The sequence below is a fragment of the Azospirillum sp. TSO35-2 genome, from assembly GCF_003116095.1.
Taxonomy (GTDB): domain Bacteria; phylum Pseudomonadota; class Alphaproteobacteria; order Azospirillales; family Azospirillaceae; genus Azospirillum.
On sequence record NZ_LGRA01000008.1, the window covers coordinates 874,176 to 895,042 of the forward strand.

Consider the following 20,867-nt stretch of genomic DNA (forward strand, 5'->3'; position numbering starts at 1 on the left):
CCGGCGGCAGCCGCCAGTCCAGCGGCGGCTCCGATCCCGGCACCGGCCGGTAGCGGTCGAGCACCGCCAGCCCCGTCAGCACCGCCAGCGCCAGCGCCACCACCAGCAGCCGGCGGTCGACGCCGGCCATCACGCCCTGTTCATCCTCCATCGCGGCCATCGGGCGCCCTCCCTTCGCGTTCGGCCTTGTTTGCCGGGACCAGCGTGAACGATGCGGCGTATCGTCGCAATGCGGCTTTGCCACAGCCTGCCTTCGGCTGGAACGAAGGCTGACTGCATCGTCGCACCGTGCGTGCAGAAAGCCATCCACGCAGAAAGCGATTGCTTCCTTGGATGACTGGCTGCGCGAGGTGGAGGCCAGCGCGTTGGTCACCAAAGCCGGTCAGACCGCGGCGATCTCCTGCCAAGCCGCGTAGGCGGCAAGCACCGTCGCCATCTGCGCGGTGTGGCCCTGAATGAAGGCATCGCCGTAGATGGTCTCGTCCGGGTATTCGGTGATCATCGTCACCGGCACCGTGCTGCGCTCATCCAGCGACGACAGGCAGGGGAAGCCGTTGATGACACGGAACCCGGTTTCGCCGGCATGGGTTTCATAGAGCGTAATCTGCTCGGCGTTGCGGGCCGCCAGCCCCGGGATCGTGCCGAGATGCGCCGTCACCCGGTCGAGCAGCCGCTCCGCCGCGGTCTCCCAGCCCGCATGGTGGCGCATCACCAGGAAGAATCCCTTGGGCAAGGTCCACATGGCGAAGTTGCGCGGCACATAGCCGGACAGCGGCCGGGTCCACTCGTGCGAGGGGTAGCCGTGCAGGTTCAGGTGGAGACGGGCGCCGCTCCGCCGTTCCGCCTCCAGGCGGATGGCCTTTTCGTTCAGATCGGCGCCGGCCTCCGCCGGGTTGCGGTATTCGAGATCGTCGCCGAGCGCCGTGTAGCGCGCCGCGTGGTGCATGTGGCGCGGGTTGTCGGCCCGCAGCCGGTGATGCAGGGCGTAGCCGTCCGGGTTCTCCAGGGGCGAAACGGTGAAGTGCGCCCCCGGACGCTGCGCCAGCCGGCTGGCGGCACGCAGGGCGCCCACCACGCCGGTCGTCTCGTTCGCGTGCTGGCCGCCGCTGATCATCACCGGGGCGTCGCTGCCCCGCACATGGCGGGCGAGCACCCGGCGCCCGCTGCGCGTATCCGCCTCGAACGGCTCGCCGCCGATCCGTTCCAGCGCGGCACGGATCGCCGCCTCCCCGATCGGAGCGGAGGCACGGTCCAGCGGCTCCTCGCAGCCGGGAATGGCGCTGCGCGACAGCGGGCGCAGCTCCACCCGCACCCGAACCGGACCGTCGCTCCGCACGATGTCCGGTGCGATCTGGCCCGGCTTCAGCCCCCGGTCGCCGAGCGGCCGGCCCGACCTGCGCTGGAACACCTCCAGCAGCGAGAAGTAGAAGTCCTCGTGCAGCGCCTCGCGCAGGCTGACCACCTCGTCGGCGAAGCCCAGCGGCTCGTCCGCCGCCGGAAAGTCGACGCGGATGCTCAGCTCTTCGAAATAGGGTTCCCCGCCGGTCCAGGGATGGCCGGCCACGGCGGTCATGGCGGTCTCGAACAGCCGCTCGTACTCGGTCTCCAGCCGTTCGCCGTCCCCGCCCGGCTCCAGGCACAGCCAGCCGGTCGGCGACACGCTGGTTTCTCCCGCCATGTCGGTGTGGACACGGTTGGGCGCGGCCACCCGGTGCTCCTCCCGCCGGCCATCCTTGAAGGTCAGCGTCACGTCGTAATGGAACGCCCCGTCCGCCCGCGGGTGGAACGCGACCTCCGCCCCGTCGAGCAGGGCGCCCAGCGGATAGGCTTCCAGCAGGAAGCGGTTCGCCGGAGCCTGCGGGTGGACCGGATAGGCGACGGTCACGGCCGTCAGGTCGCGCCGTTCGACCTCCTCCAGGAAGAAATGCAGCAGGGGCTTGTAGGCGCTGCGGAGGCGGGCGGACACGCCGCGCTCCTTGAGGCGCCGTTCGCAGGCCCGGCGGCTGCGCGCGTCGTCGAAGGTCCAGGCCTCCACCAGATGGCCGCTCCGCGAGCCGCCGCTCAGCCGGGTGCACAGCCGGTCGAGCGTCCGCTCGAACGCGGCTTCGAACAGGACGGTCATCGAGACGTTCTCCCGGTGGGGTCGAGGCTGTCGCGCAGCCAGTCGCCGAGCAGGCTCAGGCCCAGCACGGTCAGCAGGATGATGGTGTTGGTCAGGCTGCCGCCGAGGATCGTGATGAAGGTGATCGCCAGCAGGATGAAGGGCAGCGCCAGTTGCACGTCGGCGAACCGCATCACCACGACGTCGCAGACGCCGCGGTAATAGCCGGAGATCAGGCCCATCACCACCCCGATCACCACCGCCCCGGCGACCGAGACGATGCCGACCAGTAAGCCGCCGAACTGCAGGCCGAAATAGGTGATCAGCGGGATGGCGCAGTTGCGCAGCGCGTGCTTGTATAGGACCTTGCCCTCGCTCAGCCCCTTGGCGCGCGCCACCATGACATACTGCGACTGCAAGGTGTCCAGCATGGCGCTGCGCACCAGCCGCACGTTGGTCGCGGTCAGAGCGCGGAGCCTTGGTGTCCTTGCTGTCAAGGGGTTGAGGGTTCCCGCATCGGTCATATCCGTCAACGCCTTATTTTGGATCGATGCGATAAACCGGGCTTGCCATTCCGCTCCCGCCGGCGCCCGCCGGCCCTTGGACCGCGCCGATGGCGTCGGCGCTTCACCTTGCCCCGCGCCGAAGCCGGGTCAGACGGCAACCGTCTCCAGCAGCCGCGCGCGATCGGCACGCGACGCTGCGTCGCCATGAAGCGTGATGCACCCCCGCTCCACCGCGTAAAAGCGGTCGGCGACCTCCAGCGCGCGGTGGATGTTCTGTTCCACCAGCAGGATGGTCAAGCCGGCCCGCTTCAACTCCGTGATGATCCCGAAGATCTCGTCGACGATCATCGGCGCCAGCCCCTCCGTCGGCTCGTCGATCAGCAGCAGCGTGGCGGTGCCCACCATCACGCGGGCCATCGCCAGCATCTGCTGCTCGCCACCGGACAAGGTGGTGCCGAGTTGCCGCCGCCGCTCGGCCAGCCGGGGGAAGCGGTCGAACGCCCGTCCGATCGCCCGCTCGTTCTCCTGCCGGGCCCGGCCGGGACATTGGCGCAGTCCCAGCCGCAGGTTCTCCTCGACGCTGAGGCCGGGGAAGATGCGGCGATCCTCCGGCACCAGCCCGAGACCGAGACGGGCGATCTGATCGGGCGTCCGCCCGGCCAGATCGACGCCGCCGAAGCGGATCGTGCCGCCACTGGCCGGCACCCAGCCGGCGATGGCCTTCAGGATGGTGGTCTTGCCGACGCCGTTGCGGCCGAACAGCCCGACCACCTCCCCCGGCCCGGCCTGCAGGGACACGCCTTGCAGGACATGGCTGAGGCCGTAATGCGCGTGCAAATTCTCGATGGAAAGCATGGCGTCACCCGTGTCCGAAGTAAGCGGCCTGTACGGCGGGATCGGCGCGCACCATGGCGGGCGGCCCCTCGGCGATCTTCCGGCCCTGGGCCATCACGACGACATGGTCCGACAGGCTCATCACCAGACCGATGTCATGCTCGATCAGCAGCACGGTCAACTCGCCGGCCAGCGAGCGGATCAGCGCGCCGGTGTCCGCCGTGTCGCCGTGGCTCATGCCCTGGGTCGGCTCGTCCAGCAGCAGCACCCGCGGTTCGGCGGCCAGCGCCACCGCGATCTCCAGCCGCCGCTGCTCGCCGTGCGACAGGTTGCCGGCAAGCTCGCGCGCCTTGGCCGACAGGCCGAAGCGGTCCAGCAGCGCCTCCGCCTTGGCCAGTGCCCGGCGGCTGTGGCTGACCGGACGCAACGTGTTCCAGGGCCGCTCCAGCACCTGCGCCGCGATCCGCAGGTTTTCCAGGACCGGCAGCTCGAAGAACAGGTTGGTGATCTGGAACGAGCGGGCGAGCCCGGCGGCGAGCAGCCGGTCGGGCGACCGGCCGGTGACGTCGGCGCCGTCCAGGGTCACCCGGCCGCCGGTCGGGCGGATGGCGCCGCTGATCAGGTTGAACAGCGTGCTCTTGCCCGCCCCATTGGGGCCGATGACCGAGGTGATCCGTCCCGCGGCGGCATCGAAGCCGACGCCGGCCACCGCCTGGAGCCCGCCGAAATTCACCGACAGGCCGCGCACGCCGAGCGCGCAGGCGCCGCCGGCCGTTGCCGTCTTGAAGGCGGATGCCGTCATGATGCCCCCCTCTCCGGCCCGGATGCCGCGCCGCGGCGGATCAACCGGGGCAGCAGCGCGCCGACCAGCCCCTTGCGCAGGAAGATGACGGACAGCATGAAGATGACCCCCACGACGATCAGGTGATGCTCGGTCCAGGACCCGACGACCGACCGCAGGGCGGTCAGCAGCAGGCTGCCCACCACCGGCCCGACCAGCGTGCCGACGCCGCCGACGATGACGGTGATGACGGCGTTGCCGGAGGTCTCGAAGAACATCAGCTCGGGCGAGACGAAGCCGCGCAGCATCGGGTAGAGCGCCCCCGCCAACGCCGCGACGCAGGCCGCCAGGACATAGACCGCCAGCTTGTAGCGCCAGGCGTTGAAGCCCAGGAACGGCACGCGCCTCTCGTTGGCGCGGATGGCGGCCAGCGTCCGGCCGAACGGCGCGTCCATCAGGTAGGCCAGCCCGGCGTAGGCCGCGGCGGTCAGGGCCAGCACCAGCAGGAAGAAGGACAGCGGGTCGGCGGTGTCGAGGCTGAACGGCCCAAAGCCAATCTGGATCTGCGGGACGCCGATCAACCCGTCCGACGCCCCCAGCGCGCGGGTGTTGTAGACGGTCTTGGCTGCGACCTGGGCCAGCCCGAAGGTGATGAGCGCGAAATAGACGCCCTTCACCCGGTTGGCGATGACGCCGCCGACCAGCCCCGCGACGCCGCCCGCCAGCAGGGCCGCCGCCATCGCCAGCCAGAAGCTGGGGGCGACGTCGCGCAGGACGAGCGCCGAGACATAGGCGCCCAGCCCGAAATACAGCGCCTGCCCCAGCGACAGCAGCCCGGTGTAGCCCAGCAGCAGGTCGACGCTCATCGCCAGCCCGGCGAAGATCAGCGCCTCGGTCGCCAGACGCAGGTAGAAGCCGTTGTCGGTCGCCCAGGCGACGGCGGCGAAGCCCAGCGCCGCCGCCAGGAAGCCCAGCGCCAGCCAATGGACCGGGGCCAGCCGGGCCGCCGGTCCGGCAGGGCCGGGGGCGGGTTCGGACAGGGTGCGCAGGGTGGCCTCAGGCATGTCCCAGCCTCCCGAACAGGCCCTGCGGCCGGACCATCAGCACCAGCACCATGATCCCGAACACCAGCGGGTCCGACCAGACCGGCGAGATGCAGAGGCTGGACAGCGCCTGCACCTGGGTCAGCAGCAGGCCGGCGACCACCGCCCCCTGGATCGACCCCATGCCGCCGACGATCACCACGGTGAAGGCCATCAGGATGAAATCGCGCCCCATCGTCGGAAACACCGAGTAGATCGGCGCCAGCAGCACGCCGGACAGGCCGGCCAGCGCCACGCCGAAGGCGAAGGTGCCGGCATAGACCCGGCGCACCGGCACCCCCAGCGACGAGGCCATGTCCTTGTCGAAGGCGGCCGCCCGCACCATCGCGCCCAGCCCGGTGCGGAAGACCACCAGCCAGACCGCGGCGATCAGCGCGAGGCCGAAGCCGATCAGGAACAGGCGGTAGTTCGGCAGGAACATGCCGAGGATTTCGGTGCCGCCCTCGATCGGGTTGTCGGGGCGCTGGGTGTTGGGGCCGTAGACCAGCTTCAGCAGATCTTCCAGGATCATCCCCAGCCCGAAGGTCAGCAGCAGGGTCAGGATGTGGCGGTCGCGGCTGTGGAAGACCCACTCGATCAGCCAGCGTTCGGCCAACCAGCCGATCGGCAGCATCAGCAGCGGCACCAGCACCAGCAGCGCCCAGAAGCCGACCCCCAGCCCGGCCAGGGTCAGCGCCAGGAAGGCCCCCGCGGCGTAGAACTCGCCATGGGCCATGTTGATGACGTCCAGCAGCCCGAAGATGATGGTCAGGCCCAGCGCCATCAGAACGACGGCAACCCCGAGCGACAGACCGTTCAGCGCCTGCGGCGCCAGGACGAATTGCAGATAGTCGATGAGATCGGCCATGGCGTCGGCTCCTTGGCTGCCGTCCTCAGAAGCGGGTGCACTGGTCCGGCCCGATGGCCGCGTCGCCCGGAACCGTGCCGACGACGTCGAAGCGGTTGTTGCCGCCGTCGGCCGTGATGCGCACGGCGTACATGTCCTGGATCGCCTGATGGTCGCCGGCCCGCATGGTCTTGGTCCCCTGCGGCGTCGTCCAGCTCAGCCCTTCCATCGCCTTGCGCAACGCTTCGGTGTCGGTGCCGCCGGCCTTCTCGACCGCCGCCTTGAAGAAGCCGATCAGGCCGTAGCTGTCGGCGCCGTAGAGGTCGGGGGCGGTGTCGTAGGCCTTGCGGAAGGCCGTGATGAAGGCCTGGTTCTCGGGCGTGCCGAGTTCCGCCGAATAGCCGACGCCGGTGACGAAGCCATCGGCCGCCTTGCCGATGGCGCCGATGTTCTGGGCGGTGACGGTGCCGGACGCGCCGACGATGGTCAGGTTGCGCAGCAGCCCGTATTCGTTCATCTGCGTCAGCAGCCGGACCGTGTCGTTGCCGGCGGTGGAGGTGTAGAGCACGCTGGGCCGCGCAGCGCGGAGCTGGCCGAAATACTGCGAATAGTCCTTGCTGCCGAGCGGCGCGAACACCTCGCCCGTCGATTGCGCGCCGGTCTTCTCCGCCGCCTCCTTGAAGGCGGCGACGGTGGACCGTCCCATCTCGTAGTCGGGGCCGAGATAATAGACCTTGGCCTTCGGCTTGTCCTTGGCCAGCCATTGCGCCAGCGCCGCCGACTGCTGCCCCGCCCGCGCGTTCACCCGGAAGACGTTCGGCGAGCATTTGTCGGTGGTGATGGCGTCGGAAAAGGACACGGTGGTGGCGATCAGCCGGCCGTTGCGCTCTGCCAACTGGCCGACCGCCAGGGTGGAGCCGGAATTGACGGTGCCGGTCAGGAAATCGACCTTGTTGACCTGGAACAGCTTCTCCGCCTTCTGGGTGGCGACGGCGGGGTTGGCCTCCTCGTCCTCGAACAGCAGTTCGACCGGGCGGCCCAGGATGCCGCCGGCGGCGTTGACCTCCTTCGTCGCCAGCTCCAGCCCCCAGCGGACCTGTTGGCCGATCGGCGCGTAGGTGCCCGACAGCGGCGTCACCACCCCGATGCGGATCGGCTCGGCGGCGGACGCGCCGCCGGCGAGCCCGAGCAGGACGAGCGCGGCGGTGCCGAGAAGCGTGGTCTTGGTCATGATTTTTGGTTCCTCCCTGTGTTGCCCGTGCTTGGAGGCGTCGGTCAGACGCCCTTGAAGACCGGCTTGCGCTTCTCGGTGAAGGAGGCGACGCCCTCCTTGAAATCCTCCGATCCGCGCAGGCGGCCGTAGGCCTGCCCCTCGATCTCGATGGCGCCGTTCACCGACACGTTGTTGCCGCTGTTCAGCACGCCCTTGATGGTGCGCTGGGCCAGCGGCGAGAAGCCGCGCAGCTCGTCGACCAGGGCGGCGACCGCCGATTCCAGCTCGGCGTCGGCCACGCAGTCGGTGACGAAGCCCCACTCGGCGGCCTGACGGCCAGGGATGCGCTTGGCCCGCATCACCATGTCCTTGGTCCGGCAGATGCCGATCATGTGCAGCAGGCGGGCCGACCCGCCGGAGCCGGGGATCATGCCGATGCGCATCTCCGGCAGGGCGAACTGCGCGGTTTCCGAGGCGATGCGGAAATCGCAGGCCAGCGACAGCTCGAAGCCGACGCCGAAGCAATAGCCGCGGACCTGGGCGATCACCGGCTTGCGGCAGCGTTCCGGGGCGGCGATGTTGACCGCCAGCTCCGACACATGCTCCGCCGACATCTCCATGAAGCCGGTGATCTTGCCGCCGGACGAGAAGTTCTCGCCCTCGGCGCGCAAGACGATCACCCGCACCTTCGGATCGCGGTCGAGCGCGGCGAACACGGCGGCGAACTGGTCGCGCTGGAGCATGCTGACGATGTTGAAGGGCGGGCGGTGCAGCACGACGTCGGCGCGCTCCGTGGCCTCGTCGATCTCCACGCGGAAACCGTCGAGGTCGGCGAGCAGGCGGTCGGTGCTGTCGAAGCGGTAGGGGGTCACGGTCGGAAACTCCATGAATAGGGACTGGGTTCAGGAGACGGTCGGGCTGTGTTCGGCCGGGCTGTGTTCCAGCGCGAAGTCGCCGGCCTGGAGCTTGCGGCGCAGGATCTTGCCGACCGGCGATTTCGGGATTTCGTCGAGGAAGACGTACTCGCGCGGGCGCTTGAAGTTGGCGAGGCCGGAGGTCCGGCAATGCTCGTCCAGATCCGCCGCCTCGACGCCGCGGACGCGCTTGACGAAGGCGACGACCCGTTGGCCCCAGCGTTCGTCGGGCCGGCCGGCGACCGCGACCTCCAGCACGCCGTCGTGCAGCGACAGCACGCTTTCGATCTCCACCGGCGAGACGTTCTCGCCGCCGGTGATGATCATGTCGTCGACCCGGCCGGTGACGAACAGGTCGCCGTCGGCGTCGAGGAAGCCGATGTCGCCGGTGAAGTACCAGCCGGCGTGCAGCGCCTTGGCGTCGGCGTCCGGCCGCTTCCAGTAGCCCTCGAAGGACTCGTCGCCGGACAGGTCGGCGACGATCTGCCCCTCCTCCCCGGCGGCGGCCATGTCCTGCGGATCGACGCTGCCGAGGCGGACGACGCGGATGCGCTGGTTCAGCGCCGCCTTGCCGGCCGATCCCGGCTTGGCCGGCGCGTTCTGGTCGATGGTAAAGGTGTAGATCTCCGACGAGCCGTAATGGTTGACGAACAGCTCGGGCCGGAAGGCGGCGTCCAGCCGCTTCAGCAGGCCGTCGGTCATCGACGCCCCGGCGAAGCCCAGCTTGCGCACCGACGACACGTCGGTCCGCGCGAAACCCGGGTCGGCCAGCAGGTCGTGGTACAGCGTCGGCACCAGGTAGAGGCAGCTCAGCCGCTCCGCCGCGACCAGTTCCAGCGCGCGGCCGGTGTCGAAGCGCGGCAGGCAGGCGAAGCAGCCGTCGACCAGCGCCATCGCCAGCAGCGAGCGCACCCCCATCGTGTGGTAGAGCGGCATGACCCCCAGCGTGCGCTCGCCCCGGCGGTAGCAGTTCTGGGCGACATGGGCGACGGCGGCGGCCCGCTCCGTCCGATGGCGGCGCGGCACGCCCTTGGGCTTGCCGGTGGTGCCGGAGGTGTAGAGGAACAGCGAGACATGCTCCGCCGTGGCGCGCGGCTGCGCCGGGGCCGGGTCGTTGTCCAGCAGATCGGCAAAGCGGCGTTCACCCCCATCCACCGGATCGCCGACCAAAATGCGGGGCAGCGCCTGCGCCGCGGCGGACTCCCGGACCGCGTCGGCCGACACGTCCTGATAGAACAGGGCGCGCACCTCGGCGTCGGGCAGGCAGTAATCCAGTTCGTCCGCCTTCACCCGCCAGTTCAGCGGCACGACGGCGATGCCGGCAAGCTGGCAGGCCCAGTGGATGGTCGCCATCTCCCACCGGTTCTGCAACGCGGTGGCGATGCGGTCGCCGGGACGCAAGGCCAGCCGGTCGAAGGCGCCGACCAGCCGGCGGATGCGCTCCAGCCATTGCGCGTAGGTCAGCCGCAGGTCGCCGTCGACGATGGCGACCGCGCCGGGGCTGCGCTCCGCGCTGGCCAGGATGCTGCGGCCGAGGTCAAACATGACCGCCCTCCGCCGGCCCGCGCGCGGGGACTCCACCGGCCTGACCGGTCACGTCCATCACGGCGCGGACGATGCCGGCATAGCCGGTGCAGCGGCAAAGATGGCCGCTCAGCATGTCGCGTAGCTCCTCTTCGGTGGGTTTGGGGTTGCGGCCCAGGTAATCGGTCAGCGACATCAGGATGCCGGCCGTGCAGAAACCGCATTGCAGGGCGTGATGCCGGCGGAACGCCTCCTGAAGCGCGGTCATGCGCCCCTGGTTGGCCGCCGCCAGCCCTTCGACGGTGTCGATCCGCCGGCCATCGGCCTGGACCGCCAGGGTCAGGCAGGCGCGGACCGCCACGCCGTCGAGGCGGACGGTGCAGGCGCCGCAGACGCCGTGTTCGCAGCCGACGCGGGTGCCGTGGGCGCCCAGCTCGTGGCGCAGGAAATCGCTCAGCAGCAGGCGCGGGTGGGCGTGGCCGGTGCGCGGCGTGCCGTTCAGGACGACGGAGACGGCATGGCGCGTCTCCGCCGCCAAAACGGGCGTCGTCGGCGGACGGGATGTCAGCGGCGGCATGACAAGGCCTCCTCAAGGACGGTGCGGCCGATCCGGCGGACGAGGTCGCGGCGGTAGCGCGCGGTGGCGTGCTGGTCGTCGTCGCCGCCGAGATCCCAGGCGAAGGCGTTCAGCGCGTCGTCGAGATCCGGCGGCAGCCCGCCGGCGGTAAGCGGCCAGGACCGCAGGGTCGGCCGGTCGGCCACCCCGCCGACGGCGAGGCTGGCGCGCTCCCCATCCACCGTGGCGGCGCAGGCGGTGATGGCGAAGTCGCCGTGCCGCATCGACACCTCGCGGAAGGCATGGCCGCTGCCCGGCCGCGCCAGCGGGAAGCGCACGGATTCGACGATCTCGTCCGCCGCCTTCACCGTGGTCAGCGGACCCAGGAAGAAATCGGCGGCGGGCACCGTGCGGCGGCGCTTCGCGTTGCGCAGCACCACCTCGCCGCCGCTGGCAACCAGGCAGAGCGGCGTCTCGGCGCTGGGATCGGCGTGGGCGACGGAGCCGCACAGCGTGCCGCGGTTGCGGGTCTGCACATGGCCGACCCACGGCAGGGCGGCGGCCAGCAGCGGCACCTCGCGCGCCAGGGTCGGGCGGGCCAGCACCTCGGCCTGGGTGACGGCGGCGCCGACGGTCAGCCAGCCATCCTCGGCGCGCAGGCTGCGCAGTTCCTCCAGCCGGCCGAGGTCGATCAGCAGGCGCGGCTGGACCAGCCGCATGTTCAGCATCGGCATCAGCGACTGGCCGCCGGCGATCACGCGGGCGTCGTCGCCCCCGGCCGCCAGCGCCGCCAGCGCGTCGGCGACCGTCGCCGGCCGCAGATAGTCGAAGGACGCGGGTTTCATCGGGTGAGCCCCAGAAGACGCAGCAGGCGGACCAGGAGCGACGGAGGCCGGGCGGAGGCCGCGGGGCCGCCGGCCCGCGCCACCAGCTTTTCGAAGAACTGCCCGATCAGCAGGCGGGACGCGCTGTCGAGCATCCGGCCGCCGACCGCGGCGACCTTGCCGCCGACCGACGCGCCGTAGCGGTAGGTGACGCGGGTGCCGGTCGCCGTGGGTTCCAGCGTGACATGCCCGGTGCCGCTGCCCGACCCCAGCGCGCTGGTGCCGCTGCCGGTCAGGGTCAGCGCGTTGGGCGGGTCGAGGTCGGACAGCGCCACCTCCGCGGTGTAGCGGCCGCGCACCGGGCCGATGCCGACCACCACCTCCGCCCGGTAGGCGTTGGGACCGACCAGCTCCAGCGCCTCGCAGCCGGGCAGCAGCGCCGCCAGCTCCTTGGGATCGAGCAGGATGGCCCAGACCTGTTCGGGCGTCGCCGGCACCTCGCGGCTGCCCTCGCCGGTCAGGCCGCGCCCGCCCGGCACGGCGGCCGGCATCGGGGACGCGGAGGCGCCGGTTGCGGGCGCCGGGCGCGGCGGTTCCGGCGGATGGATCAGCGCCGCCAGCTTGGCCGGGGTGAGCGGCAAGGAGGGCGGCAACGGCGGCAACCCGCCCACCGCCACGCCGGACAGCGCGTCCGCCACCGCGTTGGCGAGGCAGACCGGAGTGCTCATGCAGTTCCCCTCTCCCACCCCCTTGGCGCCGAGCGGCGTCACCGGCGACGGGCTTTCGCGGTGGAGGATGACGGGCACCGGCACCTCGCAGGCGGTCGGCACCAGATAGTCGGCGAAGGTGCCGGACAGGAACCGGCCGTCGTCGCCATAGGCGTATTCCTCGAACAGGGCGGTGCCGACGGCGTGGGCGAAGCCGCCGAGGATCTGGCCCTCGACCAGCAGCGGGTTCAGCAGCCGGCCGGCGTCGTGCATGGTGACGTAGCGGTCGATCCGCGGCGCCCCCGTCGTCCGGTCGATCTCCACCCCGCAGAAGTCAAAGATGAAGCCGTAGCAGGCGGAGCTGTTGATGTGGTCGGCGTCGGTCGGTGCCTTCAGCGGCTCCGGCGTCCAGAAGGCGGTTTCGCGCAACGCCGCCTCCTGCCCGTCCGGCAGCGTGCCGGGCGCCCAGTGGCCGGCGGCGGCGACGCGGGAGAAGGACAAGCCGTTGTCCGGGTTGGCGTCGGAAAAGACCCGGCCGCCGGCGAAGCGCACATCCGCCGCCCGGCAGTTCAGCAAACCGGCGACCAGCGCCGCCATCCGGCCGCGCAGCCGGGTCGCCGCCACCTGGGCCGCCCCCGCCACCGCCCCGGCGAAGCGGCTGGAATAGTTGCCCGACGCGATCGACCAGGCGTCCTTGCCGGTGTCGAGGTCGGTGTTGACGCGGATGTCCTCGAACCGCAGGCCGAAGACGTCGGCCACCACCTGGGCCAGCACGGTGCGATGCCCCTGCCCCTGCGGCGCCGACGCCACCGTCACCGACACGCCGCCGGTGGGATCGACCGCGACGCTGGCGGTCGCCTGGGCGCCGTTCTTCGGCCCGGCCTTGCGCCGCTCCTCGGCGGTCAGGACGGTGGTGATGTAGCCCATGTTGGAGATCGACGGCTCCACCACCGCGGCATAGCCGATGCCATAGAGCCGCCCCTCGGCACGCAGCGCGTCGCGCCGTGCCTTCAGCGCCTCCAGCCCGCCGTCGCGCACCGCCTGCTCCAGCGTCGCCCGGTAATCGCCGCTGTCGAGCGTCCCGCCCGACGCGGTGCGGTAGGGCATCGCCTCGGCCGCCACCAGATTGCGGCGGATGACGTCGAGCGGATCCAGCCCAAGCTCCGCCGCCACCCGGTTCATCAGCCGCTCCAGCCCGTAATAGAGCTGCCCGCCGCCGAAGCCGCGGTTGAGGCCGGTCGGCGTCTTGTTGGTGACGACGATGCGGTTGGTCACCGCCAGATGGGCAATGTCGTAGGCGCCGGTCAGGTTGCCGTGGTTGCGGTAGAGCGACGCCGGTTCCGGTGCCCGCAGATAGGCGCCGCAATCCTCGGTCTGCTCCATGCGCAGCGCCAGCACCCGGCCGTCCGGCTCCACCGCCGCCTCGATGCGCATGCGGCGCGCGGTGGCGGAGGTGGCGGCCATCAGATGCTCCAGCCGGTCCTCCACCCACTTGACCGGCCGCCCGGCGACGCGGGCGCACAGCCCCATCAGCACGACATAGGGGAACACCGCCTGCTTGTTGCCGAAGCTGCCGCCGGAATGGGGCGGCGTCTTCAGCCGCAGCCGCGACCCCGGCACGTTCAGCGCGCGCGCCATCACCGGATGGACGGCGAAGGGGCCGGAGAAGTTCGACAGCACCTCATAGGCGTCCTCGGCCGCGTCGTAGTCGGCGAGGACGACGAAGCATTCCATCGGCGTGCAGGAGTTGCGGGGATACTCGACCTCGATCGACACGGTGCGGGTGGCGCGGGCGAAGGCGGCCTCGGGATCGCCGTAGCGGAAGCTGCGGCTGTTGACGAGGTTGGACCCCACCGCCGGGTGCAGCGGCTCCGACCCCTCCGCCAGCGCCCCTTCTCCCAAAGCCTGGGCAATCGAGGTCACCGGCGGCAGCGGCCGATAGCGCACCTCGATGCGGTCGAGCGCATCCTCCGCCTGATAGCGGCTGTCGGCCAGCACCACCGCCACCGGTTCGCCGACATGGCGCACGCGGTCGATAGCGAGGCACCAATGCTCCATCGGCGCGCGCACGCCGACCAGGAACGCGCTGGCGTGGCGCTTGGCGTCGGCCCCGGTCACCACGGCGGCGACGCCGGGAACCGCCAGGGCGGCGGCGAAGTCGATATCCAGCAGTTCGGCATGGGCGTGCGGCGAACGCAAGATCGCCGCATGCAGGGTGCCGGGCTTCACCGGCAGATCGTCGGCATAGCGGGCGACGCCGGTCAGCAGCGCCGCATCCTCGACCCGCGGCATCGCGCGGCCGACCAGAGGCGCCGCCAACGGCGCCGGATCGCCTTTAACTTCAACGGTCTGCGTGGCCGTCATCGTCATCCTCCCGTTACCGGGGAAGACTAGACCGTTCGCCACGCAAAGCTTTTACCGTGGAGTGTCGCGATTTACCCTAGCGTCTCATTTTCACGCATGTCCAATTTCCGGCCGCTCCCCGCCCGGCCGGTCCACCAGATTGACGACCCGCCGGTATTCGGTGGGCGTCACCCCCTGGTGGTTGCGGAAGAAGCGGCTGAAATGGCTGGGCGCCGAAAAGCCGAGCCGGCCGGACACGTCGGTCGCGCTCTCCAGCCCGGTGGCCATGGCGGCGATGGCCGCCTCCATCCGCAGCACGTTGAAATAGAGCGCCGGGGTGATCGTCATCGTCTGCTGGAACAGCCGGAACATATGGGCGCGCGACAGGCCGGCGGCGGCGGCGACGCGGCCGGCGTCGAATTCCTCGCCCAAGGACCCCTTCATGAAACGGATGGCCTGACGGATGCGGAAGTCGCCGGCCGCCGGTGCGGCGTAACGCGTTCCGCCCAGCGTCCGCCATTCGGAAAAGCGGTCGATGATGGCGATCATCAGGTCGAACAGCGCCTCTTCCATCCGCTCGCCCGACGGATCGTCGTACAGCAGTTCCGCCGCCATGCGATCGGCCAGCCGGCGGATGTGCGGCGTCAGCTCGCCGCAGGACTGCGCGAAGAATCCGGGGTTGCCGCTGGCGTTGAGTTCCCGCTGCATGGCGCCGAGCCAGCGCGGCTCGATGTACAGCGCCAGGATGACGGTGCGCGGGGCGCCCGGCTGATGGGCGTAGGAATGGGCCTCCCAGCTGTTGACCAGCACCGCGGTGTCATCGCGCAGCGGATAAAGCTGCTCCCCCACCGCGAAGCGGGTGTCGGCGCCGGACGCCTTGATCAGCACATGGCAATGGGGATGCGCGTGATGGATCAGCGCGTTGTCCATGTCCAGCAGGGCGACGCGGCCGAAGCTTCCCTGATGGATGCGCATCGCTTTCGACATCGCTTCCGGTCCCTTCCCACGCGCCAGCAGCAATTGGCTGCCGGGGCGATCTTCGACTGTTTGCTTTACAAGCTAATCGTCAAGGCGGGCCTTTGCCAGATCCATCGGACAAGAACCGTCGGACACACGACGGTCGGCACCTCGGGTCTCCCTCCAACATCGCGTTGCCTCGGTTTGCAGCGTGGCGCCGCTCGGGCGGACGCAACGCAGCCCGCCAACATTCCGCCGAAGAGACAATTTGTAAGCAAAGCGTCTTGCGGCGAAATGTACGAACTGGTACGTTTGTTGTTAACAACGAACCTCGCCGCTGCCGAAAGGGCTCCCATGCCGTCCAGCGTCTTCACCTTCAGGAAGTCGATCGCCACCGTTTCGCTCAGCGGCACCCTGCCGGAGAAGCTTGAGGCCGCGGCGGCCATCGGCTTCGACGGGGTCGAGATTTTTGAGAACGACCTGCTGACCTTCGACGGCTCGCCCGCCGATGTCCGCCGCATCGCCGAGGGATTGGGGCTGGAGATCGTCCTGTTCCAACCCTTCCGCGATTTCGAGGCGATGCCCGACCCGATCCGCGCCCGCAACCTGGACCGGGCGGAGCGCAAGTTCGACGTCATGCAGGCGCTGGGCACCGATCTGGTGCTGGTCTGCTCCAACGTGCAGCCGCACGCCATCGACGACCCGGCCCGCGCCGCCACCGACTTGGCCGAGATGGCGGACCGGGCACAGCGCCGGGGCCTGCGCGTCGGCTATGAGGCGCTGGCCTGGGGGCGCCACGTCAACCGCTGGCGCCAGGCCTGGGACATCGTGCAGCGCGCCGACCACCCGGCGCTGGGGTTGATCGTCGACAGCTTCCACACGCTGGCGCTGGACGACGACCCCTCGGGCATCGCCGATCTGCCGGGGGAGAAGATCTTCTTCGTCCAGTTGGCGGACGCGCCGAAGCTGTCGATGGACGTGCTGTCGTGGAGCCGCCATTTCCGCAATTTCCCGGGCCAGGGGCAGTTGCCGGTGACGGAGTTCCTGACCGCGGTGCTGGCGTCCGGCTACAGCGGACCGCTGTCGCTGGAGATCTTCAACGACGAGTTCCGCGCCGCGCCGGCCCGGATGACCGCGCTCGACGGGCTGCGCTCCCTCATCCACATCGAGGCGGAAGCCGGCCATGGCCCCGGCCTGCCGGCGGCTCCGGTCTGCCATGGGGTGGAGTTCCTGGAATTCGCCGTCGACGCCACGGCGCGCGACCGGCTGGCCGCGCTGCTCGGCTCACTGGGCTTCCGCCACGCCGGGCGCCACCGCTCCAAGGCGGTCGACCTCTACCGCCAGGGCGGCGTCAATCTGGTGCTGAACAGCGAAGAGGATTCCGCGGCGTCGGAGCATTTCCAGATGCACGGTCCCTCGGTCTGCGCAATGGCCTTCAAGGTCGACGACGCGGCCCGCGCCATCGCCCGCGCCGAGGCGCTGCGTTGCGTGCTGTGGCGCGAGCGGGTCGGCGACGGCGAACGCCACATCCCGGCGGTGCGCGCGCCGGACGGCACGCTGATCTGTCTGGTCGACGACAAGGACGCCCACCGCAGCATCTGGGAGGACGACTTCCACCTGTTCGCGGACGACGGCGCGGCGGAAGGCCCCCTGGCCCTGACCGGCATCGACCACATCGCCCAGGCCCTGCCCTTCGGCCGGATGGACAGCTTCGTGCTGTTCTACCGCACGGTGTTCGGCTTCGTGCCGGAAACGCTGTGGGAGCTGCCCGACCCCTATGGCCTGATCCGCAGCCGGGCGTTGGTCAGCCCGGACGCGGAGGCCGGGCGCGGCGTGCGCCTGCCGCTGAACATCTCGGAAAGCCGGCGCACCGCCACCGGCCGCTTCGTCAGCGCAACATCGGGGGCCGGCGTCCACCATGTCGCCTTTGCCGCCCCCGATGCGGCGGCGCTGGTCGAGGAGCGTCTGGCCACCGGCGCGCCCTTCCTGCCGATCCCGGCAAACTACTACGACGACCTCGCGGTCAAGCACCCGCTGGACGACGCGGCGCTGGAGGCGCTGAAGCGGTGCGAACTGCTCTACGACCGCGACGGCCAAGGGGACGGGGGCGGCGAGTTCCTGCATGCCTACACCGACAGCTTCGCCGACCGCTTCTTCTTCGAAGTGGTGGAGCGCCGCGGCCACTACCGGCAGTTCGGCGCGGTCAACGCCGCGGTGCGCATGGCCGTGCAGGCCCAACTGCGCGAGGGCGCCACGCCCGAGCTGTATCTCGACTGAAAATGTACGATCCAGTGCGTTTGTTTGGAGACGCCATCATGAACCGCCCTATCCTGGTCCTGAACGGACCGAACCTGAACCTGCTGGGCAAGCGCGAGCCGCACATCTACGGCCACGAAACCCTGGCCGATGTCGAGGCCGACTGCCGCCGCACCGGCGAGACGCTGGGCCTTGCCGTCGAGATCCGCCAGTCGAACGCCGAACATGCGCTGATCGACTGGATCCATGAGGCGCGCGAGACGGTCGCCGGGCTGGTCATCAACCCGGCCGGCCTGAGCCACACCTCGGTGTCGCTGATGGACGCGCTGTCGGCCTGCGCCTTCCCCATCCTGGAGGTCCACATCTCCAACATCCACCGGCGCGAGGAATTCCGCCATTTCTCCTACGTGTCGCGGGTGGCGGCCGGGGTGATCTGCGGCTTCGGTACCCAGGGCTACACGCTGGCCCTGCACCGCATGGCCCGCCTGCTGGAGACGACCGCAGCATGAACGCCCTCGCCCGCACCGACACGTCCCGCACCGCCATGTCCAGCGCCGCCGCCCCGTCCATCCTCGTCGGGCTGATCGGCGCCGGCATCCAGGCGTCGCGCACCCCGGCGATGCACGAACGCGAGGCCGACGCGCTGGGGCTGCGCTGCATCTACCGGCTGATCGACCTCGACCGGCTCGGGCTCGGCATCGACGCGCTGCCGGAGCTGCTGTCGGGGGCCGAGCGCCTGGGCTACACCGGCCTGAACGTCACCTACCCGTGCAAGCAGGCGATCATCCCGCTGCTCGACGAGCTGTCCGACGACGCCCGCGCCATCGGCGCGGTGAACACCGTCGTCCTGGCGAACGGCAAGCGGGTCGGCCACAACACCGATTGCTCCGGCTTCGCCGAGGGCTTCCGCCGCGGCCTCGGACCCGTGCCGATGGACCGCGTGGTGCTGCTGGGCGCCGGCGGGGCCGGGGCCGCGGTCGGTCACGCCGCCTTCCATCTCGGTACTGGCCGGCTGGACATCTTCGACGCCGACCCGGCGCGCGCCGCCACGCTGGCCGACCAGCTCAACGCCCGCTTCGGCGCCGGCCGTGCGGCGGCCATCGACACGCTCGGCCCCGCCATGGCCGCCGCGGACGGGCTGATCCACGCCACGCCGACCGGCATGGCGAAGTTCCCCGGCCTGCCGTTGCCGGCGGAACTGCTGCACGAACGGCTCTGGGTGGCGGAGATCGTCTATTTCCCGCTGGAGACCGAGCTGCTGCGTGCCGCGCGCGCCCGCGGCTGCCGGACAGCCGACGGCGGCGGCATGGCGGTGTTCCAGGCGGTGGACGCCTTCCGCCTGTTCACCGGAGTTTCCCCCGATGCCGAACGCATTCACGCCCATTTCGCGTCGATGACCCCTGTCTGATACTGGGCCGTCTGATACTGAACGCCACCGTTAGAGACGCCACACAAGAGGCTGGCCCCGCAGAGGCCGGCCCGGGGAGGACCGCATGACAAGGCTGGTCGGGGCTTATTTCACCCTTCTGAAGGTTCTGATGGCGCTCTGCCTCGCCGGCATGGTCGTGCTGGTGTTCGGCAACGTCGTCCTGCGCTATGGCTTCAACAGCGGCATCACGGTGTCGGAGGAGCTGTCGCGGCTGTTCTTCGTCTGGATGTGCTTCCTCGGCGCCACGCTGGCGCTGCACGAACGCGCCCATCTGGGCTTCGACGCGCTGGTGGTGCGGCTGCCACGGGCCGGCAAGACGGTCTGCGCCGCGCTCAGCTACGGGATCATGCTGTACATCACGTGGCTGGTGCTCCAGGGCAGTTGGGCGCAGACGCTGATCAACCTCGGCACCCAGGCTCCGGCCACCGGCCTGTCGATGGGCTGGCTCTATGGCTCCGGCGTCGTCTTCGGCCTGTCGACCGGTGTCATCCTGCTGGTCGAGCTGTACCGCGTGCTGACCGGCCGGGCCACCGACGCCGACCTCGTCATGGTCGCCGAGAGCGAGGATCTGCCGGAAGACGCGGCGCATGACGGTCACACCGGCGGCCATCGCTCGCTGTCGGCCCACGCCGCCAACCCCCACATCGCCAGCCCCCACACCGCCCGCCGCTGAGGAGCCCCGGTCATGCCCATCACCATTTTCCTGGGCTCCCTGCTGGGGGCCATGGCCATCGGGATGCCGATCGCCTACGCGCTGCTGCTGTGCGGCGTGGCGCTGATGGTCCATCTCGACCTGTTCGACGCCCAGATCATCGCGCAGAACCTGATCAACGGCGCCGACAGCTTCCCGCTGATGGCGGTGCCCTTCTTCATGCTGGCCGGCGAGGTGATGAACACCGGCGGCCTGGCCAAGCGCATCGTCAATCTGGCGATGGCGCTGGTCGGCCATCTCAAGGGCGGGCTGGGCTTCGTCGCCATCCTCGCCGCCACGGTGATGGCCAGCCTGTCCGGCTCCGCCGTCGCCGACGCCGCGGCGCTGGCCACCTTGCTGGTGCCGATGATGGTCGCCGCCGGGCACGACCGCTCGCGCTCCGCCGGGCTGATCTCGGCCAGCGCCATCATCGCGCCGATCATCCCGCCGTCGATCGGCTTCGTCATCTACGGCGTCGCCGGCAACGTGTCGGTTACCAAGCTGTTCCTGGCCGGCATCTTCCCCGGCGTCCTGCTGGCGGCCGGGCTGTGCGGCGCCTGGTGGTACGTGTCACGCCGCGAGACGCTGGTGCCGCCGCCGCGCCGGTCGGGCCGCGAGGTGCTGGCCATCCTGCGTGAGGGCGTGTGGGCGCTGATGCTGCCGGTGATCATCATCGTCGGCCTGAAGCTCGGCGTCTTTACCCCGACCGAGGCGGCGGTGGTGGCCGCGGTCTACTCGCTGTTCGTCGCCGTCGTGGTCTACCGCGAGATGAGCGTCGCCGACATCTACCCGGCCCTGGTCGGCGCGGCGAAGACGACCAGCGTCGTCATGTTCCTGGTGGCGGCGGCGCTGGTGACGTCCTGGCTGATCACGGTGGCCGACCTGCCGGGCATGGTGACCTCGCTGCTGACACCGTTGATGGGCAGCCCGACTCTGCTGCTGCTGGCGATGATGGCGCTGGTGGTGGCGATCGGCACCTCGATGGACATGACGCCAACCATCCTGATCCTGACGCCGATCTTCGTGCCGGTGTGCAAGGCGGCGGGCATCGACCCGGTCTATTTCGGCGTGCTGTTCATCATCAACTGCGCGATCGGCCTGATCACCCCGCCGGTCGGCACCGTGCTGAACGTCGTCTGCGGCGTCTCCAAGGTGAAGATGGAGGAGGTGGTGCGCGGTGTCTGGCCCTTCATGCTGGTGCAGCTTGTCGTCCTGCTTCTGCTGACCCTGTTCCCGTCGCTGGTGATGGTGCCGGCCGCGTGGTTCAGCCACTGAACGCCTTGTCCAAAACGAAGAGTTCAA

At 70.2% G+C, this 20,867-nt stretch carries 18 protein-coding genes; 5 read left to right on the forward strand and 13 right to left on the reverse strand.

What is annotated here, in order from left to right:
- Positions 1–382 precede the first annotated feature (382 nt).
- The 13 genes from TSO352_RS05385 to TSO352_RS05445 all read right to left on the reverse strand — a co-directional run bounded on the left by TSO352_RS05385 (position 383) and on the right by TSO352_RS05445 (position 15,219).
- Entirely contained in the window at positions 383–2,122 is a 1,740-nt protein-coding gene (locus tag TSO352_RS05385) for a M14 family metallopeptidase (RefSeq protein ID WP_109106289.1), read from the reverse strand.
- Positions 2,119–2,625: an ABC transporter permease subunit gene (locus tag TSO352_RS05390; RefSeq protein WP_282183827.1), complete on the reverse strand. Its 507-nt coding sequence runs from the start codon at positions 2,623–2,625 to the stop codon at positions 2,119–2,121. Before TSO352_RS05390 ends, TSO352_RS05385 begins: the two co-directional genes overlap by 4 nt.
- A gap of 129 nt (positions 2,626–2,754) precedes the next feature.
- A complete protein-coding gene (locus tag TSO352_RS05395) occupies positions 2,755–3,462 on the reverse strand; it encodes an ABC transporter ATP-binding protein (protein ID WP_109106290.1) in 708 nt (235 codons plus the stop codon).
- A gap of 4 nt (positions 3,463–3,466) precedes the next feature.
- Complete coding sequence (locus tag TSO352_RS05400; protein WP_109106291.1) at positions 3,467–4,243, reverse strand: ABC transporter ATP-binding protein; 777 nt, start codon at positions 4,241–4,243, stop codon at positions 3,467–3,469.
- The gene (locus tag TSO352_RS05405; protein ID WP_109106292.1) at positions 4,240–5,286 is read right to left on the reverse strand and encodes a branched-chain amino acid ABC transporter permease; all 1,047 of its coding nucleotides are present in this window, start codon (positions 5,284–5,286) and stop codon (positions 4,240–4,242) included. Before TSO352_RS05405 ends, TSO352_RS05400 begins: the two co-directional genes overlap by 4 nt.
- On the reverse strand, positions 5,279–6,172 hold the full coding sequence (locus tag TSO352_RS05410) for a branched-chain amino acid ABC transporter permease (RefSeq protein WP_109106293.1): 894 nt from the start codon (positions 6,170–6,172) through the stop codon (positions 5,279–5,281). The genes TSO352_RS05405 and TSO352_RS05410 overlap by 8 nt, the downstream gene beginning before the upstream one ends.
- 25 nt (positions 6,173–6,197) lie before the next feature.
- Positions 6,198–7,382 carry an ABC transporter substrate-binding protein gene (locus TSO352_RS05415; protein ID WP_109106294.1) on the reverse strand — a complete coding sequence of 395 codons (1,185 nt, stop codon included), beginning with the start codon at positions 7,380–7,382 and terminating at the stop codon, positions 6,198–6,200.
- Between the two features lie 44 nt (positions 7,383–7,426).
- Positions 7,427–8,251, reverse strand: coding sequence for an enoyl-CoA hydratase-related protein (locus tag TSO352_RS05420; RefSeq protein ID WP_109106295.1), 825 nt, complete (start codon positions 8,249–8,251; stop codon positions 7,427–7,429).
- A gap of 15 nt (positions 8,252–8,266) precedes the next feature.
- A complete protein-coding gene (locus TSO352_RS05425) occupies positions 8,267–9,823 on the reverse strand; it encodes an AMP-binding protein (RefSeq protein WP_109106296.1) in 1,557 nt (518 codons plus the stop codon).
- A complete protein-coding gene (locus TSO352_RS05430; RefSeq protein ID WP_109106297.1) occupies positions 9,816–10,379 on the reverse strand; it encodes a (2Fe-2S)-binding protein in 564 nt (187 codons plus the stop codon). Before TSO352_RS05430 ends, TSO352_RS05425 begins: the two co-directional genes overlap by 8 nt.
- Positions 10,367–11,203, reverse strand: coding sequence for an FAD binding domain-containing protein (locus TSO352_RS05435; protein WP_109106298.1), 837 nt, complete (start codon positions 11,201–11,203; stop codon positions 10,367–10,369). Before TSO352_RS05435 ends, TSO352_RS05430 begins: the two co-directional genes overlap by 13 nt.
- Entirely contained in the window at positions 11,200–14,253 is a 3,054-nt protein-coding gene (locus TSO352_RS05440; RefSeq protein ID WP_109106299.1) for a molybdopterin cofactor-binding domain-containing protein, read from the reverse strand. Before TSO352_RS05440 ends, TSO352_RS05435 begins: the two co-directional genes overlap by 4 nt.
- Before the next feature lie 90 nt (positions 14,254–14,343).
- Positions 14,344–15,219, reverse strand: a complete 876-nt coding sequence (locus TSO352_RS05445; RefSeq protein ID WP_109106300.1) for an AraC family transcriptional regulator — start codon at positions 15,217–15,219, stop codon at positions 14,344–14,346.
- A gap of 324 nt (positions 15,220–15,543) precedes the next feature.
- Between TSO352_RS05445 and TSO352_RS05450 the strand changes: the two genes are divergently transcribed.
- The 5 genes from TSO352_RS05450 (at position 15,544) to TSO352_RS05470 (ending at position 20,840) form a co-directional block, all read left to right on the forward strand.
- Positions 15,544–17,466 carry a sugar phosphate isomerase/epimerase and 4-hydroxyphenylpyruvate domain-containing protein gene (locus TSO352_RS05450; protein WP_109106301.1) on the forward strand — a complete coding sequence of 641 codons (1,923 nt, stop codon included), beginning with the start codon at positions 15,544–15,546 and terminating at the stop codon, positions 17,464–17,466.
- Between the two features lie 38 nt (positions 17,467–17,504).
- Positions 17,505–17,954 carry a type II 3-dehydroquinate dehydratase gene (gene aroQ, locus TSO352_RS05455; protein ID WP_109106302.1) on the forward strand — a complete coding sequence of 150 codons (450 nt, stop codon included), beginning with the start codon at positions 17,505–17,507 and terminating at the stop codon, positions 17,952–17,954.
- Entirely contained in the window at positions 17,951–18,853 is a 903-nt protein-coding gene (locus tag TSO352_RS05460) for a shikimate dehydrogenase (protein ID WP_199231489.1), read from the forward strand. Before aroQ ends, TSO352_RS05460 begins: the two co-directional genes overlap by 4 nt.
- An 85-nt stretch (positions 18,854–18,938) precedes the next feature.
- Positions 18,939–19,547: a TRAP transporter small permease gene (locus TSO352_RS05465; RefSeq protein WP_109106303.1), complete on the forward strand. Its 609-nt coding sequence runs from the start codon at positions 18,939–18,941 to the stop codon at positions 19,545–19,547.
- Positions 19,548–19,559: 12 nt separating this feature from the next.
- Positions 19,560–20,840 carry a TRAP transporter large permease subunit gene (locus tag TSO352_RS05470; RefSeq protein WP_109106304.1) on the forward strand — a complete coding sequence of 427 codons (1,281 nt, stop codon included), beginning with the start codon at positions 19,560–19,562 and terminating at the stop codon, positions 20,838–20,840.
- Positions 20,841–20,867 lie beyond the last annotated feature (27 nt).

What these genes read in the sequence shown, in the direction of transcription:
- TSO352_RS05385 (WP_109106289.1), bottom strand. Translation starts at nt 2,122, where the DNA reads ATGACCGTCCTGTTCGAAGCCGCGTTCGAGCGGACGCTCGACCGGCTG.
- TSO352_RS05390 (WP_282183827.1), bottom strand. Translation starts at nt 2,625, where the DNA reads ATGACCGATGCGGGAACCCTCAACCCCTTGACAGCAAGGACACCAAGG.
- TSO352_RS05395 (WP_109106290.1), bottom strand. Translation starts at nt 3,462, where the DNA reads ATGCTTTCCATCGAGAATTTGCACGCGCATTACGGCCTCAGCCATGTC.
- TSO352_RS05400 (WP_109106291.1), bottom strand. Translation starts at nt 4,243, where the DNA reads ATGACGGCATCCGCCTTCAAGACGGCAACGGCCGGCGGCGCCTGCGCG.
- TSO352_RS05405 (WP_109106292.1), bottom strand. Translation starts at nt 5,286, where the DNA reads ATGCCTGAGGCCACCCTGCGCACCCTGTCCGAACCCGCCCCCGGCCCT.
- TSO352_RS05410 (WP_109106293.1), bottom strand. Translation starts at nt 6,172, where the DNA reads ATGGCCGATCTCATCGACTATCTGCAATTCGTCCTGGCGCCGCAGGCG.
- TSO352_RS05415 (WP_109106294.1), bottom strand. Translation starts at nt 7,382, where the DNA reads ATGACCAAGACCACGCTTCTCGGCACCGCCGCGCTCGTCCTGCTCGGG.
- TSO352_RS05420 (WP_109106295.1), bottom strand. Translation starts at nt 8,251, where the DNA reads ATGGAGTTTCCGACCGTGACCCCCTACCGCTTCGACAGCACCGACCGC.
- TSO352_RS05425 (WP_109106296.1), bottom strand. Translation starts at nt 9,823, where the DNA reads ATGTTTGACCTCGGCCGCAGCATCCTGGCCAGCGCGGAGCGCAGCCCC.
- TSO352_RS05430 (WP_109106297.1), bottom strand. Translation starts at nt 10,379, where the DNA reads ATGCCGCCGCTGACATCCCGTCCGCCGACGACGCCCGTTTTGGCGGCG.
- TSO352_RS05435 (WP_109106298.1), bottom strand. Translation starts at nt 11,203, where the DNA reads ATGAAACCCGCGTCCTTCGACTATCTGCGGCCGGCGACGGTCGCCGAC.
- TSO352_RS05440 (WP_109106299.1), bottom strand. Translation starts at nt 14,253, where the DNA reads ATGACGGCCACGCAGACCGTTGAAGTTAAAGGCGATCCGGCGCCGTTG.
- TSO352_RS05445 (WP_109106300.1), bottom strand. Translation starts at nt 15,219, where the DNA reads ATGTCGAAAGCGATGCGCATCCATCAGGGAAGCTTCGGCCGCGTCGCC.
- TSO352_RS05450 (WP_109106301.1), top strand. Translation starts at nt 15,544, where the DNA reads ATGCCGTCCAGCGTCTTCACCTTCAGGAAGTCGATCGCCACCGTTTCG.
- aroQ (WP_109106302.1), top strand. Translation starts at nt 17,505, where the DNA reads ATGAACCGCCCTATCCTGGTCCTGAACGGACCGAACCTGAACCTGCTG.
- TSO352_RS05460 (WP_199231489.1), top strand. Translation starts at nt 17,951, where the DNA reads ATGAACGCCCTCGCCCGCACCGACACGTCCCGCACCGCCATGTCCAGC.
- TSO352_RS05465 (WP_109106303.1), top strand. Translation starts at nt 18,939, where the DNA reads ATGACAAGGCTGGTCGGGGCTTATTTCACCCTTCTGAAGGTTCTGATG.
- TSO352_RS05470 (WP_109106304.1), top strand. Translation starts at nt 19,560, where the DNA reads ATGCCCATCACCATTTTCCTGGGCTCCCTGCTGGGGGCCATGGCCATC.